13 protein-coding genes are annotated in these 15,496 nt (G+C 45.8%); 3 read left to right on the top strand and 10 right to left on the bottom strand.

Going from position 1 to position 15,496, the window contains the following annotated elements; genetic code table 11:
* Window positions 1-21: 21 nt before the first annotated feature.
* The 8 genes from FTU45_RS03265 to FTU45_RS03300 all read right to left on the bottom strand — a co-directional run bounded on the left by FTU45_RS03265 (window position 22) and on the right by FTU45_RS03300 (window position 9,267).
* Window positions 22-273: an RNA-binding protein gene (locus FTU45_RS03265; protein WP_005095517.1), complete on the bottom strand. Its 252-nt coding sequence runs from the start codon at window positions 271-273 to the stop codon at window positions 22-24.
* An 83-nt stretch (window positions 274-356) separates the two neighbouring features.
* Window positions 357-2,345, bottom strand: coding sequence for an ATP-dependent helicase (locus FTU45_RS03270; RefSeq protein WP_180075925.1), 1,989 nt, complete (start codon window positions 2,343-2,345; stop codon window positions 357-359).
* Window positions 2,346-2,497: 152 nt separating this feature from the next.
* Window positions 2,498-3,637 carry a glycerate kinase gene (locus FTU45_RS03275; RefSeq protein ID WP_180075926.1) on the bottom strand — a complete coding sequence of 380 codons (1,140 nt, stop codon included), beginning with the start codon at window positions 3,635-3,637 and terminating at the stop codon, window positions 2,498-2,500.
* Between the two features lie 64 nt (window positions 3,638-3,701).
* Window positions 3,702-4,457 (bottom strand): hypothetical protein, encoded by a 756-nt coding sequence (locus FTU45_RS03280; protein ID WP_005172813.1) that lies wholly within the window; start codon window positions 4,455-4,457, stop codon window positions 3,702-3,704.
* A gap of 98 nt (window positions 4,458-4,555) precedes the next feature.
* Window positions 4,556-7,198: a type I DNA topoisomerase gene (gene topA, locus FTU45_RS03285; protein ID WP_180001796.1), complete on the bottom strand. Its 2,643-nt coding sequence runs from the start codon at window positions 7,196-7,198 to the stop codon at window positions 4,556-4,558.
* Between the two features lie 30 nt (window positions 7,199-7,228).
* Window positions 7,229-7,678, bottom strand: a complete 450-nt coding sequence (locus FTU45_RS03290) for an ammonium transporter (RefSeq protein ID WP_005095506.1) — start codon at window positions 7,676-7,678, stop codon at window positions 7,229-7,231.
* Between the two features lie 70 nt (window positions 7,679-7,748).
* Window positions 7,749-8,747: a hypothetical protein gene (locus FTU45_RS03295; RefSeq protein WP_180075927.1), complete on the bottom strand. Its 999-nt coding sequence runs from the start codon at window positions 8,745-8,747 to the stop codon at window positions 7,749-7,751.
* 274 nt (window positions 8,748-9,021) lie between these two features.
* Window positions 9,022-9,267 carry a SlyX family protein gene (locus FTU45_RS03300; protein ID WP_005095502.1) on the bottom strand — a complete coding sequence of 82 codons (246 nt, stop codon included), beginning with the start codon at window positions 9,265-9,267 and terminating at the stop codon, window positions 9,022-9,024.
* 33 nt (window positions 9,268-9,300) lie between these two features.
* On the opposite strand from FTU45_RS03300, the gene FTU45_RS03305 reads away from it, so the two are divergent.
* Together FTU45_RS03305 and FTU45_RS03310 are read left to right on the top strand one after the other, a co-directional pair.
* Window positions 9,301-11,199, top strand: coding sequence for an ATP-binding cassette domain-containing protein (locus FTU45_RS03305; protein WP_005095500.1), 1,899 nt, complete (start codon window positions 9,301-9,303; stop codon window positions 11,197-11,199).
* Window positions 11,200-11,308: 109 nt separating this feature from the next.
* Window positions 11,309-12,244, top strand: a complete 936-nt coding sequence (locus tag FTU45_RS03310) for a hypothetical protein (protein WP_005095497.1) — start codon at window positions 11,309-11,311, stop codon at window positions 12,242-12,244.
* Window positions 12,245-12,299: 55 nt separating this feature from the next.
* On the opposite strand, the gene FTU45_RS03315 is transcribed toward FTU45_RS03310, so the two are convergent.
* Window positions 12,300-12,635, bottom strand: a complete 336-nt coding sequence (locus FTU45_RS03315) for a GNAT family N-acetyltransferase (RefSeq protein ID WP_257223945.1) — start codon at window positions 12,633-12,635, stop codon at window positions 12,300-12,302.
* Between the two features lie 414 nt (window positions 12,636-13,049).
* The gene (locus FTU45_RS03320; protein WP_180075928.1) at window positions 13,050-14,180 is read right to left on the bottom strand and encodes an endonuclease/exonuclease/phosphatase family protein; all 1,131 of its coding nucleotides are present in this window, start codon (window positions 14,178-14,180) and stop codon (window positions 13,050-13,052) included.
* A gap of 188 nt (window positions 14,181-14,368) precedes the next feature.
* Here FTU45_RS03320 and asd point away from each other — a divergent pair, with 188 nt between their 5' ends.
* Window positions 14,369-15,487: an aspartate-semialdehyde dehydrogenase gene (gene asd / locus FTU45_RS03325; RefSeq protein WP_100329275.1), complete on the top strand. Its 1,119-nt coding sequence runs from the start codon at window positions 14,369-14,371 to the stop codon at window positions 15,485-15,487.
* Window positions 15,488-15,496: the final 9 nt, after the last annotated feature.

Consider the following 15,496-nt stretch of genomic DNA (forward strand, 5'->3'; position numbering starts at 1 on the left):
ATCAAGTGCTCCTTTTCCAGTTTAAGCCTCGGGCTTATCTTCTGCTTGTTTTACCCGGATTCCATGTCCGTGCAAACGCAAAGTATTCAGGCCTTTAATGGCTTTGATGGCTTCACGTGCATGCGGCATTTCTACAAAGGCAAAGCCTTTTGATTTTCCGGTTGCCGCATCGAGCACCAAAGTACAAGTATTCACTGTGCCATATTCCTGGAACAACTTCAGCAACTCGGCTTCTGTGACCGTACGTTCTAAATTACGAACTAAAATTTTCATCTGATAACCTTAAGAAGATAGGCAAAAAATATCAAAAAGCACGCGCCTACTCTACTTTTTGTATGCAACAACTTTGCTATAGTTTAATCGAGATCAATGCCAAAATCTAAATTAATCGATTGACGTTCAATTAAGGCACTTTTCACGGTCTGCTGCCGGGTTTTGTAATGGGTTTCCGTGGTACATAAATGCCGGGTGAGATCATTCAAGAAATAACTTGCGACTTTACGCCCCTGCGCATCGACCGTTTCCCGCGCCCAGTGATTCAGGTTTTGTTTGGTCAAAATCAATTCATTTTTGGCCCGGGTCAGCGCTACATACAGCACACGACGTTCTTCTTCAACATCATCAAAGTCGCCTTGGGCGCGTGCATGCGGATAATTTCCCGGCGTGACATTGGCCACATAACAGACATTTTGCTCTGTGCCTTTGGCTGAATGAATGGTAATCAGGGTCACCACATCATGATCGGACTGGCGTTCAATTTCCGAAATCGACACTGGATCGAGCACATATTCCTCTAAAAATTCACTCAGCTGTGAGTGCTTGGAGGCCAGTTGTTTCACCAGTTCAAAATCACCCTGACGACGTGGCCAGTCTTTTTTATAGTTCTCTGCCAGTTGTGTTTCAATTGCCTGAATCGCAAGACTGACACAAGCCTGCACTTCGCCTTTCAGCACGCTCATCTGCTTCATGATCAGAATCGCATTTAGAGGTATCTTGCCAAATTTCTCCAGTTTATCGGAGATTTTATCGATTTCAGGTTCCAGCAGAATGTGTTGCGCCAGCTTGCTTGCACCGACATCACCGACACCATTCCACAGGGTCAAGAAACGCATCCAGGCGATATCATCCAGCGGATTGGCGACCACACGCAGCATGCTGAGCAAATCTTTGACATGTGCCGTTTCCAGCAGCTTCATACCGCCAATAAATCGATACGGTACATTGGCCGCGATACAGGCTGCTTCAATATGCCGCGCGGCAAAACTGGAACGCACCAGTACCATATGTTCGCCCCATTTGCTGCCCTGTAAATAATGACGCTCTTTAATATCAATTGCGATCCATTTGGCTTCATCAAACTCATTCGGAAATATATGCATGCGCGGCTTTAGGCCCTCGCCACGATAAGCTTCCAGACGTTTGTCATATTTGATTTCAGACTGATCCAGCAGCCAGTTGGACAGATCCAGAATTTCCTGGGTCGAGCGGTAGTTTTTTTCCAGTTTAAAAATTTGCGCATCTGGTACCCGTTCTTTGAAATGATGAATATTTTCAAAGTCTGCGCCACGGAAACCATAAATCGACTGGGCATCATCGCCGACACAAAATAGGCTGATCCGGTCTTTCAGCGGCTCCAGCAAGGCCCATTGCAGTGGATTGGTATCCTGCATTTCATCGACCAGCATATGCCGACAGATTGAAGCCACATAATCGACTAAGCCTTCTGATTGTGCCAAAGCTGTCGCCACCACCGCCAGAATATCGTCATAATCCAGAAAACTGCGTGCTTGCTTACGTGCTTCATATTCTTTCATGATTTCGGCAATCTGGTCCTTTAAGGCCAGATATTCCGGCATCTGTTTTTCTAATGCCAGACTGAGTTTTTGTCGGGTATTGCGTGCAAAAGAATATAGATCACATAGTTCCTGAGGCTTAGGCAGATGGTTGGGATTTTTCTTGTCATCACGACCGCGAATCAGGCGGAACATCATCAGCTGATCATCACGATCAATAATCGAAAACTGTTCCAGACCAAAAACTTTCGGAATACGGCGCAGCAGATACATACAGAAGGTATGAAAGGTCGAGGCCCGCAGTCCCTTGGCTTCTTCACCAAGTGCCAGTTCGACACGCGCCACAATTTCACTGGCAGCCCGGCGGGTAAAGGTCAGAATTTGAATCTGGTTGGCAGGCACACCCTGCTCAATCAAGTAAGCTGCGCGTGCCACGATAGTCTTGGTTTTGCCACAACCTGCCCCGGCCAGCACCAAACTGTGTTTTGCTTCTGTGGTCGCTGCTTGCTTTTGTTGGGGGTTTAATTCATCAATCAGGGTGGCTAAACTCATTTTCACTCATCATTTTGTGGATGTATGTAGTTTAACAGATCGCTTCCAGAATTATGGCTTTTCAGTTGTCCTGAAACTGTCTCCAATTTTATTTCCTGATTTGATATTAGCTAATGACAGGGCGTGCTGGATTGCAGGAGAGAGAAATACTTTCACTCTGTCAAAAGATTTTTAACTATCTCAGCGACAGCTTTCTCCAAGTTCATTTCTGCATTTTTTAAGGCTTCTTCTAAAGGACAATCTGGTGGATTAATACCAATAATCTGGCTAAATCCTGACTCAAACAGATCCTCAATTCCTTCACCGATTAGACCAGCAAAAGCGATTACCGGTTTATTGAATTTTTGCGCTACTTGTGCCACGCCAAATGGTGTTTTTCCTAACTTAGTTTGATAATCAAGCTTGCCTTCACCGGTCAGAACATAATCGGCTTGAGCTATTTTATTGGCTAAATCTGTCTGCTGAATGATGAGTTCCACACCTGATCGAATAGAAGCAGCTGTGAATGCCATTAAGCCAAAACCGAGTCCACCTGCCGCACCCGCACCTGCAACATGACGATGATCACGTCCAATGTGCCGAGCAACCAGATCGGCAAAATGACTGAGGTTTTGATCCAGTTGCTTGACCATTTCCGGTGTCGCACCTTTTTGTGGGCCAAAGATCGCTGAAGCACCATTGGGTCCACACAGCGGATTATTCACATCCGATGCAATGATAATTTCAATATCCGCCAGCCGTGAATCCAGTTCGGATAAATCAATTGCTATGATTTGATCTAGGTTTCCACCGCAAGCCTGTATTTCTAATCCTTGGGCATCTAAAAACCGAGCGCCTAAAGCCTGTGCCATTCCCGCACCGGCATCGTTCGTCACACTGCCACCCAAGCCAATGATGATTTTACTGGCCTCTAAATCGAGCGCAGACTTGATCATTTCTCCTGTGCCACAGGTTGAGGTCAGCAGAGGATTACGCCTTGCAGCTTCCAGCAGATCTATGCCATTGGCTTTGGCCATTTCAATGATTGCGGTTTTTCCTGCATCAATTACGCCAAAATACGTCTGGATGCGCTGATCAGGCAATGGGCCGGTCACTTCACAGGGAATGCGCTGTCCTTTTGAACTTGAGATCAGTGTATCGACAGTGCCTTCCCCTCCATCCGCCATAGGAACATGAATGCACAAAGCATCAGGCAACACGTTTTGAATGCCACGCTGCATGGCCTGACAGGCTTGTTCAGCACTCATACTTTCTTTAAAGGAATCTGGAGCAAGAACAAAAGTAAGCGGCATATGGTTATTTTTATCTATCAATAAAGTCTAGATTCTGGATAAATCCAAGAGAATCTACAAGTCTTTATTTCCAGCCCAACTCAATTGCTGTGATCTCATTAATCAGGGTCTGATCCAGAGATCCCGGCATTTTACTCGTGGTTTCGGACAGCGGGATATGTCCTGCCATCAGTTCTGCCTTGGCTTGTGGGAACACAGGTTGCTGATCTGGAAATGCATAACCTATTGGATAAATCGGCTGACCTGTGGCCAGATCATATTTATCACTGGCACCAAAGGCATGCAGTAACTCATGTACCAAAACAATTTTATTTTGTTCAGACTGCTTTTGAGAGGCAAACAGGTTGACCGAACCAATCCGGCCTTTTTGCAAGGCAGTTGAATGCTTTAATTGCCGGGTTTGTGCCGGATCATAATAATTTAAAAACAGGGTCAGACTGGCAGAAGGGTCCGAACTTTGTTGCTGTTTCCAGGCATAAAATCGAAACTTTAAACTCCATACAACAGTATCGAAAATTGAGGCCTGCTCAGGGACTTTAGGCGGTAAAACTTTAAGCTCACGACCCAAATTAAAATAAAAATAAGTGGGTTGATTCCGATATTGCTGTGCTGATTTTTGTAGAAAGTCTCTTGCCGTTTCTAGATCCTGAACTGACAGTTGCTGGATGTATTGCTGTGTGGTCGGTAATCCATCTGCATTAATCGGATGCAACAGAACCATGACCGGCTTTGACCAGTTCTGATTTTGATCACGATAGGCATTGACTGCAACGATCAATAAAATACTTAATAAAATCAGAATCCGAATCTTTTTCCACATATCCCCAAGCAACCTTATTTATTTTTTTTAAAATATCGACACATCATAAATAAAAAATGCCGACTTTCGTCAGCATTTTTTTCAAGTTTAAACTTTATTTAGGCTTCAACCCATTTTCCATCCTGGTAAACCAGAGACCATTTGGTTTGCTTGCCTTCCGCATTTTCAGAGCCAATATATTGCGATTGGTTCTTGCGACTGAATTTCACCAAAGTCGGGTTACCTTCCGGATCTGCATCAGGCGCTTGCAAGATAAACTGATATTTCGGATCTAGCTGTTCAGCCACAGAGCGAATCTCGGCAACTTTCGGTGCCCGTGTTTCACGCACTTTCGGGAACTTGCTGGCAGCCAAAAATAAACCGGCCGCACCATCACGCAGCACAAAGAAGTCATCGTGCTTGGTCGAGCGCAAATGTTCCATCTTGATCGGATCGACACGCGGAGGTGCCGGCTGACCACTCTTTAATACTTTACGGGTATTGTCACAACTGTTGCAGGCGAAGTATGGACCAAAACGACCCGTTTTAAGCTGCATTTCGCCATCACATTTGTCGCATGGAATGGTTGGGCCATCATAACCTTTGATCTTGAACTCTCCTTCTTCGAGTTCATAACCATCACAGTCCGGGTTATTGCCACAAACATGCAGTTTACGACCGCCATCAATCACATAGCTGTCCATTGCCGTTTCACACACCGGACAACGTTTCTTCGACATCAGGTCAGCGGTTTCGGCCGCATCATCATCAGACAGTGCAGCCAAAGACTCGACTGGGGTCAGGTTCAAGGTTCCCTTGCAACGTTCTTTCGGTGGCAGGTTATAACCAGAACAGCCCAGGAAAACGCCTGTGGTTCCGGTACGAATCTGCATTGGGCGCTCACATTCTTTACAATGTACCGCATCCACTTCCACTGGCTGATTACGGCGCATACCGTTCTCACCTTGTGCCGTAGTCAAACGCTGCTTGAAATCGCCGTAGAAGCTGTCTAACAGCTCTTTCCAATTACGTTCACCATCTGCCACCTTATCCAGCTGACCTTCAAGATCTGCGGTAAAGGCGTAGTTCATCAGGTTATTGAAGTTTTCATCCAGACGGTCGGTGACGATCTCACCCATCTTCTCGGCAAAGAGACGACGGTTATCGAGCTTCACATAACCACGATCCTGAATGGTCGAGATAATTGCAGCATAGGTCGATGGACGGCCAATGCCTTTTTTCTCGAGTTCTTTGACCAGTGAGGCTTCAGTAAAACGAGCTGGTGGCTTGGTGAAATGTTGAGATGGATCAAGCTTCTGAAGTTTCAGCACTTCACCGACTTTCACTGCCGGTAATAGAATATCGTCATCCGCTTTGTTGGCACCACGCACCCGGGTAAAACCATCAAAGACCAGCGTCCGGCCTTTGGCTTTCAGTTCTACGCCATTGGCATTGACTAAAATGGTTGAAGACAGGTATTCAGCCGGTGTCATCTGACAGGCCACAAACTGGCGCCAGATCAAGTCATAGAGACGCTGTGCATCACGCTCCACACCGACCAGACTGTCACCTTTGAGACTCACAGTAGATGGACGGATTGCCTCATGCGCTTCTTGCGCGCCGGCTTTATTGCCATAGCGGTTGGGTTTGGCCGGCAGGTACTTCTCACCAAATTCTGATTCGATATGGCCACGGACCATGCTTACCGCATCATCACTCAGGAAGGTCGAGTCGGTACGCATATAGGTAATGAAACCGGCTTCATACAGGCGCTGTGCCAGCATCATGGTTTTCTTCACAGAAAAACCGAGACGGGTACTGGCCGCCTGTTGCAACGTTGACGTGATATAGGGCGCGCTTGGATTGACTTTGGTTGGCTTATCTTCACGGGCAGAAACGGTATAATCCGCATCTTTAATCAGGTTTAACAGTGCATCCGTTTCGTCTTTATTACGAAGCTTTAAAGTCTTGCCATTTTGCTTGACTGCTTCCAGACGGATGTCATCTTTTTTCGATTTGGTATCGGCAAACACCTGCCAGTATTCTTCAGGAATAAAGGCCCGAATTTCACGTTCGCGTTCAACCACCAGTTTCACCGCAACCGACTGTACACGACCGGCTGACAGGCCACGGGCAATCTTTTCCCACAAGAGTGGTGAAATCATGAAGCCGACGACACGATCCAGGAAACGGCGTGCCTGCTGGGCATTGACTTTATTGGTGTCCAGACGTGAAGGATGCTTAAAGGCTTCCTGAATGGCATTTTTGGTAATTTCGTTGAAGACCACACGTTGATAACGTGACTCATCGCCGCCAATCACTTCTTTTAAATGCCAGGCAATCGCTTCCCCTTCCCTGTCCATATCCGTTGCCAGATAGACTTCATCGACTTGCGCTGCCAGTTTTTTCAGTTCGGCAACCACATGTTCTTTGCCGGGCAGCACTTCGTATTTGGCTTTCCAGTCATGTTCCGGATCGACACCCATGCGGTTAATCAACGCATTCTGTGATTTTTCAGCTTTCTGTTCATCTGTCAGTTTGGTGCGTGTCGCCGGCTTTTTCTCTGTCGATTTGGCAGAGCCGCCTGTTGGCAAGTCACGGACATGACCGACTGATGATTTTACGATGTAGTTTGGACCAAGGTACTTATTGATTGTTTTCGCTTTTGCAGGCGACTCCACAATCACTAAGGCACGCTTACTTCCAGCGTCGGGAGACTTTGCTGTGCTGCTTTTTGATGTGGACCGAGGAGCGTTCGCCATAATTAACCGTTAATCCTGTTTATTTCTAAATTAAAGTTCAGCCAAAGCGTGTAATAGTGCTTTGATATCGTCGAGTTGGGCTGCTCTTAAATCAGCATGTTCATCCCAATACAATCCGACACAGTTGGCCTGCATATCAATAGCATAAATGCCTTTTAATGCAATGGGAAAATCTTTAAATTTCTCATCACCCTGCACAATTTCGAGTTTATTATCGACAACACGGGCACGCATCAAGGGTAAACGCGCATCTGGCATGAGTACGCTGTAGTACGCAACCATACTGGCACGACTTTCAGTGGCCTTTGGAATTTTGGTCCAGTCGGGTGCAACCACCAAACGTGGATGCAGACCCATTTTGCGGGCTTTGTCACGCATGATGCCAAGCGCTTTTTCTCTTGGGCTGACACGTAAGCCAAAAATTGACCCCATGACAAAAATGATGATGATCACCGCTACCCAAATTCCAGTGTTTTCCATAGTTCAACCTTTATGTTCTATTATTAGAGTTGCATAAGCACAATATAAAACGCAAGTTTGCACGATAAAATTAATTCAAGAACATTTCATGACTATATAAAACTTCGTGACCATTCCAGTAAATATAACCCTTCTCGATCAGCTCCTTCAGCAGCAAGCGAATGTCCGATTTTGGAAATAACTGTTCCAGTAAATCACGTAACTCATAAATGTCTTTGGGTTTATCGCCCTGCAATTCACGCAGTTTACGTGCGACTTCCAGTTGCACCGGATCAATCCGGTTAAAGTTTTTAAACAGGTCTTGCTGGGCTGACTGGATCGGAGTTTGCAATGATTCAACTGGAGCATCATCCACTTTGAGCCGGGACAGGACCTGATCCAGTTTTGGATTTTCAAGCGGATCTTGTTCATCCAGATTGAGCTGTAGCCACTGTTTCAGGACTTTTTTACGGAAGCTGATCTGCTCATCATAGCGTTTGACGATTTTCAGGTTAATCAGCATGCCGACCACATGCTGGGCCTTCACGGGCATGACGTGCAGAATATTGGCAACTGAATTTTTTAAGGTTTCCAAGGTATTTGGCTTACCACTCATTTCCCCTAGAGCATCACAGTACTTTTTCACCAGTTGCAAGGCCGGTTTGTTGCGGATCGCCTCCAGACTAGGCAGGTAATTTTTAACATGCTCTGCTGGAATAGAGACTTCATCGGGCTGAATCTGAATCAGGCTACATTTAATATCAGAGGCTTGCAGCATCTGCTGCAACATCTCGCTGCGGTCCATCGCCGAGATCAACTCGACTTCGGTTTCCGGCTCCAACAGCGCCATCAGCTGACCGACAATGACCGCATATTCATATTCTTTCTGGGGCGATTCAGGTGTATCCAGAATGATGATCTGTCCACTCGCAATCCAGCCGGCCAGCTCGGTTAAATCTTCTAATGAAAATTCAAATGTTCCGGCACAATTAAACAGATACAGGCTGGAATAATGCGTCACAATTTCACGCAGTAACTTGGCCGTCGGAAAATTATTTTCGAGGTCGAGTAGAACAACTTTTGGATGCATGGGACAAGCTTCTGAAATGTACCTGAAAGCCAGTATTAGAGTAGGAAGTGAGTGAAAGGTCAAATAATTTCATGGTGAATATTCAGGTTGCAGCGGATTTACCAGATTCCAACCGAGTGGAAGATTACATATTTGATCTTGCTGCAAGCAGGTCAGAAATCGCTAGATTCCAGGCTGAGAGCTGATTAAATGAATCGAATCATCGGTGAAATAGCAGCTGTAATAAAAAAACCCTTATCGCATATAAGGGTTTTATTAAATGATTGCTTGCAAATTAATAATGTGGCGGACGATCAGCAACTGGATCAAAATCCGCAATTCCTTCAGAGCGGTCTGAGGACTCAACACGTTGATATAACAGGCTCATTTGCTTTTTCAGATCGGCAATTTCCAGAGTCTGTTTAGCCACCTGATCATTCAACTGTTCAACTAAATCGTCTAAAAATGCAATTCGCACTTGCAAATCTTCAATGGGTGCGGAAAATGACGCCTGATCATTTAGATTTTGTTGTTTAGTCATTTAAAGTCCTCATTGGGGATTTCAGGAAACATTATGGCCTATATTACCCTTAGGGATGTCCAACTTGCGTTTGGTGGACCCGCCCTGCTCAACGGCGCGAATTTTAACTTGGAGCGCGGCGAACGAGTGTGTTTGATTGGCCGTAATGGTGAGGGTAAGTCTACCTTACTTAAGCTGATTGAAGGAAGTTTACTGCCGGATAGCGGCGAAGTTTCATTACAAAATGGCATCACGATTTCGATGCTGGCGCAAGATGTACCGATGGACTCAGGCCGAGTGGCGGATATCGTGGCTGACGGTGCCGGTGAAGCGTCGGAAGTTTTGCGTGCCTACCATGCAGCCAGTGAAGCCTGTGTACTGGGCGATATGGACGCTTGTGACCGCATGGGCAATCTGCAACACAAAATGGACCAGCTCGATGGCTGGGCGCTGGAAACCAAGGTCAATTCGATTTTAAGCAAAATGGGTCTGGACCCAGATGCAGATCTTGCCGATTTGTCGGGTGGTCGTAAGCGTCGTGTCCTATTGGCACGTGCCTTGCTGACTCAGCCAGACGTCTTATTACTGGATGAACCGACCAACCATTTAGATGTTGAAAGTATCGAGTGGCTGGAAAAATTCCTGCTCGATCAAAACAATTTGACCCTGTTGTTCATTTCGCATGACCGTGCCTTTGTCGACAGCATTGCCACCCGTATTGTGGAACTGGATCGTGGTCAATTGCGCAGTTATGAAGGTAACTATTCACGTTACTTAGAACTCAAAGCCATGCAAATGGAAGCTGAAGAAAAGCAGAATGCGCTGTTTGATAAAAAGCTGGCGGAAGAAGAAGTCTGGATCCGTCAGGGCATCAAAGCACGCCGTACCCGTAACGAAGGTCGTGTTCGCGCTCTAAAAGCACTGCGTGAAGAATCCAAAGCGCGCCGTTCGCAACAAGGTAAAGTGGCGATGGCGACTCAGGATGCCAACCGTTCCGGCAAACTGGTCTTTGAGATTGAGAACCTGAGTGTGAAATTCGGTGACAATGCACCGATCATTAACAACTTCTCGGCACTGGTTTTACGCGGTGACCGTATCGGTCTGGTCGGTGATAACGGTGTCGGTAAAACCACACTGATTAAAGCCATTCTGGGCGAGCTGGAGCATGGCGGCACGGTGAAAACCGGTACACAGCTGGAAGTAGCCTATTTCGACCAACTGCGTAATGCACTGGATCTGGAAAAGTCGGTCAAAGATAATGTTTCTGAAGGCTCTGACCACGTGGATGTGAATGGTAACCGTCGTCATATCTATAGCTATTTACAAGACTTCCTGTTCTCGCCAGAACGTGCACGTACCCCAGTCAAAGCGTTGTCTGGTGGTGAACGCAACCGTATCTTGCTGGCGAAACTGTTGCTGAAACCATCGAATCTGATTGTGATGGATGAACCAACCAACGATCTGGATATGGTGACCCTAGAGTTACTGGAAGAAATGCTCGGTGGCTACAAAGGCACCTTGTTATTGATCTCGCATGACCGTGCCTTTATGGACAACGTGGTGACCTCAACTTGGGTCTTTGATGGTAAAGGCAATATCGACGAATATGTCGGTGGTTATCAGGATTATCTTGAACAGCGTCCGGATCAAACCGTGGTCGATCAAAAAAGTGCCGTGAAAAAAGCCATGGCCAAAGCTGAAGCCGCACCCGTTGCTGCCAAAAAAGTCAAACTCAGCTACAAAGATCAACGCGCGCTCGAGCAACTTCCGGCTGAAATGGAAGCGCTGGAAAAAGAGCAAGCCGAGATCAATACACAACTGGCTGATGGCTCTTTATTTGTCAGTGATTCCGATAAAGCCATGCAACTGTCTCAGCGTTTATCAGAAATTGATGAACTGTTACTGGAAAAATTAGAACGTTGGGAAGAGCTGGATAACCTTAGCAACGGCTAAATATTCCACGAGTATTTGCTCAAGCATCTGTATTCGTACAGATGCTTTTTTTTATTTCAAGAATCTTCTCTGTTAGACTGCACTTAATCTTTTAGCCCTATATTGTTCTATGAGTACCCAGCCTGCATATCAACCCGGCGAATTTCAATGGTCATTCCTGTTACCTCGATACTGGGGCAATTGGCTGGGTATTATTTTCCTGATGATTTTGGCGATTTTACCATGGGCCATTCAGTATCGTCTGGCCTATCTGCTGGGCCATCTGTCTTTTAAGTATCTGCCCTCACGTCGCGACACCACACTGCGCAATCTGGAAGTCTGTTTTCCTGAATGGTCTGCCGAGCAAATACAGGACAATGCGCGTCAGGTTTTTATCGATCAAATGCTGGGGGTTTTTGAAACCTTAAATGCCTGGTACAGTCCGAAATGGTTTCAGGATCGCGTCAGTATTGAAGGACTGGAACATATTCAGAATGCTCAAGCCGAAGGCCGGGGTATGCTGTTACTAGGCACGCATTCGACCTTACTGGATGCTGGTGGATATCTGTGTGCACAATATTTTGAACCGGATGTGGTGTATCGCCCACAGAATAATCCACTTTTGGACATGCTGATTTACCGTTGTCGCGCCACGATTTATGCCCATCAAATTGATCATGATGATATGCGCGGTCTGGTACGTAATCTGAAAAAAGGCCATGCAATCTGGTACAGTCCGGATCAGGATTATGGTTTAAAACAAGGGGTGATGGCACCTTTCTTTGGTGTACCGGCGGCAACCGTCACCGCGCACCGTCGTTTACTGAAAATGACCAAAGCTGCTGCGATTCCTTTATATTTCTATCGTCATGGCGATATCAAAAATCCACGCTACCATGTACTGATTGAACCGGCACTGGAGAATTTCCCTAGTGAGAATGAAGTCGAGGATGCTACTCGCGTGAATCTGATAATTGAACAGCAGCTACGCATCGCACCGACCCAATATATGTGGTTCCACCGCCGTTTTAAAACTCGCCCTGAAGGTTATAAGGAAATTTACTAAATCTGTTTGATCCCGGACTTTAAATCGCTACAGCTCCTATAGTTTAAAATCCTGCTCATGATCTGTACCTTGATAGATCTACATAGCTTCCGTTAGTCCCGCACGTGTGAAGCCTAAAGCCTGATAAAATTCCTATTATCTGCTGATCGGCCACTAAAATCTGCTGATGAAATCCTGAATAATATTGCAGCATACTTTGCATGATCCGCCGACCAATGCCTTGTCGTTGCCAGTCTAGACCAACCAATAAATGGGGGAAATACACCCCCAGAGAGCCATCTGAAATCGCATTCGCCAGTCCGACCAGCTGACCATTTATACGTGCAGTGACCAGACCATGCGAATGTTGTAAAGCCTGTAATAAATGTTGTGGTTTTCGGCAGTAGACCATGGATTGGCACGATAGAGCTGAAGTATTTCTGATCCATTCACTGAGTCATCACTGGCAATAACATTTTCCATTCTGCACTGTAAAAATATAGCTTTAAACCTAAAATTATCTTTAATAATCAATTAAATATTTAAAAAAATTCATCCTAAAAATAATTTAACCCGAGTTCTACATCCTGTAAAACCCGGGTTAATGAGGTTGTGCTTTCATCTATTATAATTGGTTCTATTTTTTGTGATTTCCCTTTCAGCATCATATCCATGATGTTTTCATTCAGCTTCGTCTTCCTTATGAGAATATCCTTTCTCGACTCCCTGTGCTGATAAACCTAGAATACCTGGATTGCTCATGATTGCCCATCCGCAAGAAGCGCAAACTGATGTAAGCAATCTCTTACACTTTTCTCTTAAAAAGTTAAGAAATTTTGCCGCCATCTTTATAAGCCATGGCAATTTCATCGGTCACCATTTTTTCCTCTTTCTCTGCTTTTTGAATCCCCTCTTCTATGGCCTCTTGTGCTTCCTGCTCATCTTCATCGGTTTGCTCCAATTCTTCCTGAATATGCTCAAAGACCCGACCGGTTTGTAAAACCAGAAAGACCGGAAAATGATCAGAACCAATATGGGGCAGACGTTCCATATGGACCAGGGCAAAATCGGTACTGTGAAATACGTGATCGAGCGACCAGCGAAAAAAAGGATAATCTGCATGAAAGGTGTTTACATAATGACGTCCGACGCGTGGGTCCAGTAGCCCGCTAATGCGCTGAAACAGCCGCGTAGTACGAGACCAGGCCACATCATTCAGATCCCCCATGACGATGCAACTTTCATCTAAATCTTTAATCTGATCCCCGACAATTAACAATTCCGCATCACGTAAAGTAGAATCCTTGGCTTCAGTTGGGCTCGGTGGTTTCGGGTGCAGACAGTGCAGCTGCACCGGCTGTCCCGAGCCTAAAATCACTGTGGTATGAATGGACGGAATCTCGTCGCTTAAAATAAACTTGACCTGGGTATTGCGAAGTTCCAGTTTACTATACAGGTGCATGCCATACAGGTTATCCAAAGGCACAGGCACACGATAAGGATAATCTGCTTCAATCACCGACAGTTCATTTTGCCAGGTTTGATCCGTTTCCAGCGTTAACACCAAGTCTGGCTGATGGGTCTGGATCTGTTCAATTAGTCGATGATATTGAGTATTGGTGGTCAGTACGTTCGAAACAATCAGGGAGATTTGCCGCTGCGGATCCAGTTGATCCTGTTTGACCTGCTTGACCTGTTTTTTCCAGATAAAGGTATAGGGCAATACCATTTTTAGCTGATAAGCCAAAGCCGCAATCAGGGCCACAAAAATCAGCTGATTCAAGACAGTCCAGGGATGCTCCACCACCAAAAACAGCACAAAGGCAATAAAGCCCAAGACCAGAATTTGTAAGCGTGGAAAATCCGCACCTCGAATCCACCATTCATCGTGTGGGATCAGTGACCAGAAACTTAACCAAATGACAATGATTGCCACAATTTGGATAACCCATATCATAAAGCGTGCTCTTAATTAAGTTATTATTTTTTCTGAAAGAAAAATGACGTTATCAATTTTGTATGTATCATAAAGCAGATATTTCGCTCAAGAATATTGATGTTTTGATTGTGTAGCACTTGCAGTTGAGTCCCTTTTTGATACACTCGAATCCCTTTAGAATTTTTAACGCACCGAGGCAAAGTGACATGAGAGTAGGTCTGGTCGGTTGGCGCGGGATGGTCGGTTCCGTCCTAATGCAACGTATGGTTGAAGAGAATGATTTTGCTCATTTTGAGCCATTTTATTTCTCTACCAGTAATGCAGGCGGTGAAGCGCCAGCATTTGGTGGTAAGACTGCCCCAGCACTTATGGATGCATCAGATATTAACAGTCTGAAGCAGATGGATGTCATTATTACCTGTCAAGGTGGCGACTATACCTCTGAGGTTTTCCCGAAACTGAAAGCTGAAGGCTGGAATGGTTACTGGATTGATGCAGCATCGACCTTACGTATGGATGATGAAGCCATCATCGTACTTGATCCGGTCAATATGCATGTGATCAAAGACGGTTTGGTAAAAGGCACCAAAACTTTTGTTGGCGGTAACTGTACGGTTTCCTTGATGTTGATGGGTCTAGGTGGTCTGTTCCAGAACAATCTGGTGGAATGGGCAACGTCTATGACCTATCAGGCAGCGTCTGGTGCGGGTGCGCAAAACATGCGTGAACTGATCAGCGGTATGGGTTATTTATACAATAACACCAAAGAATTACTCGATGATCCACGCTCTCCAATTCTGGATATCGATTCGAGAATTGCTGAATTACAACGCGGTGAAGGCTTCCCATCCAGCAACTTCGGTGTGCCTTTGGCCGGTTCACTGATTCCTTATATCGACAAGCAACTGGAAAGCGGCCAGTCGAAAGAAGAGTGGAAAGGCCAGGTTGAAACCAACAAGATTCTGGGCAACCAGCAGATCGTGCCGATTGATGGTCACTGTGTGCGTATTGGTGCCATGCGTTGCCACTCTCAGGCATTGACGCTAAAACTGCGTAAAGACGTGCCTCTGGATGAAATCGAAGACATCATTGCACGTGCCAATGACTGGTCTAAAGTGGTTCCGAATACCCGTGAAGCCTCGATGACTGACCTGACTCCAGTTGCAGTGACAGGTACGTTATCGGTTCCAGTGGGGCGTCTGCGCAAGCTCAACATGGGTAAAGAATACTTGGGTGCATTCACTGTCGGTGACCAATTGCTTTGGGGCGCTGCTGAACCATTACGCCGTATGCTGCGCATCCTGATTGATTATAAAAACGTTTAATATCCCGAG

The sequence above is a fragment of the Acinetobacter sp. YH12106 genome, assembly GCF_013418995.1.
GTDB lineage: Bacteria > Pseudomonadota > Gammaproteobacteria > Pseudomonadales > Moraxellaceae > Acinetobacter > Acinetobacter pseudolwoffii.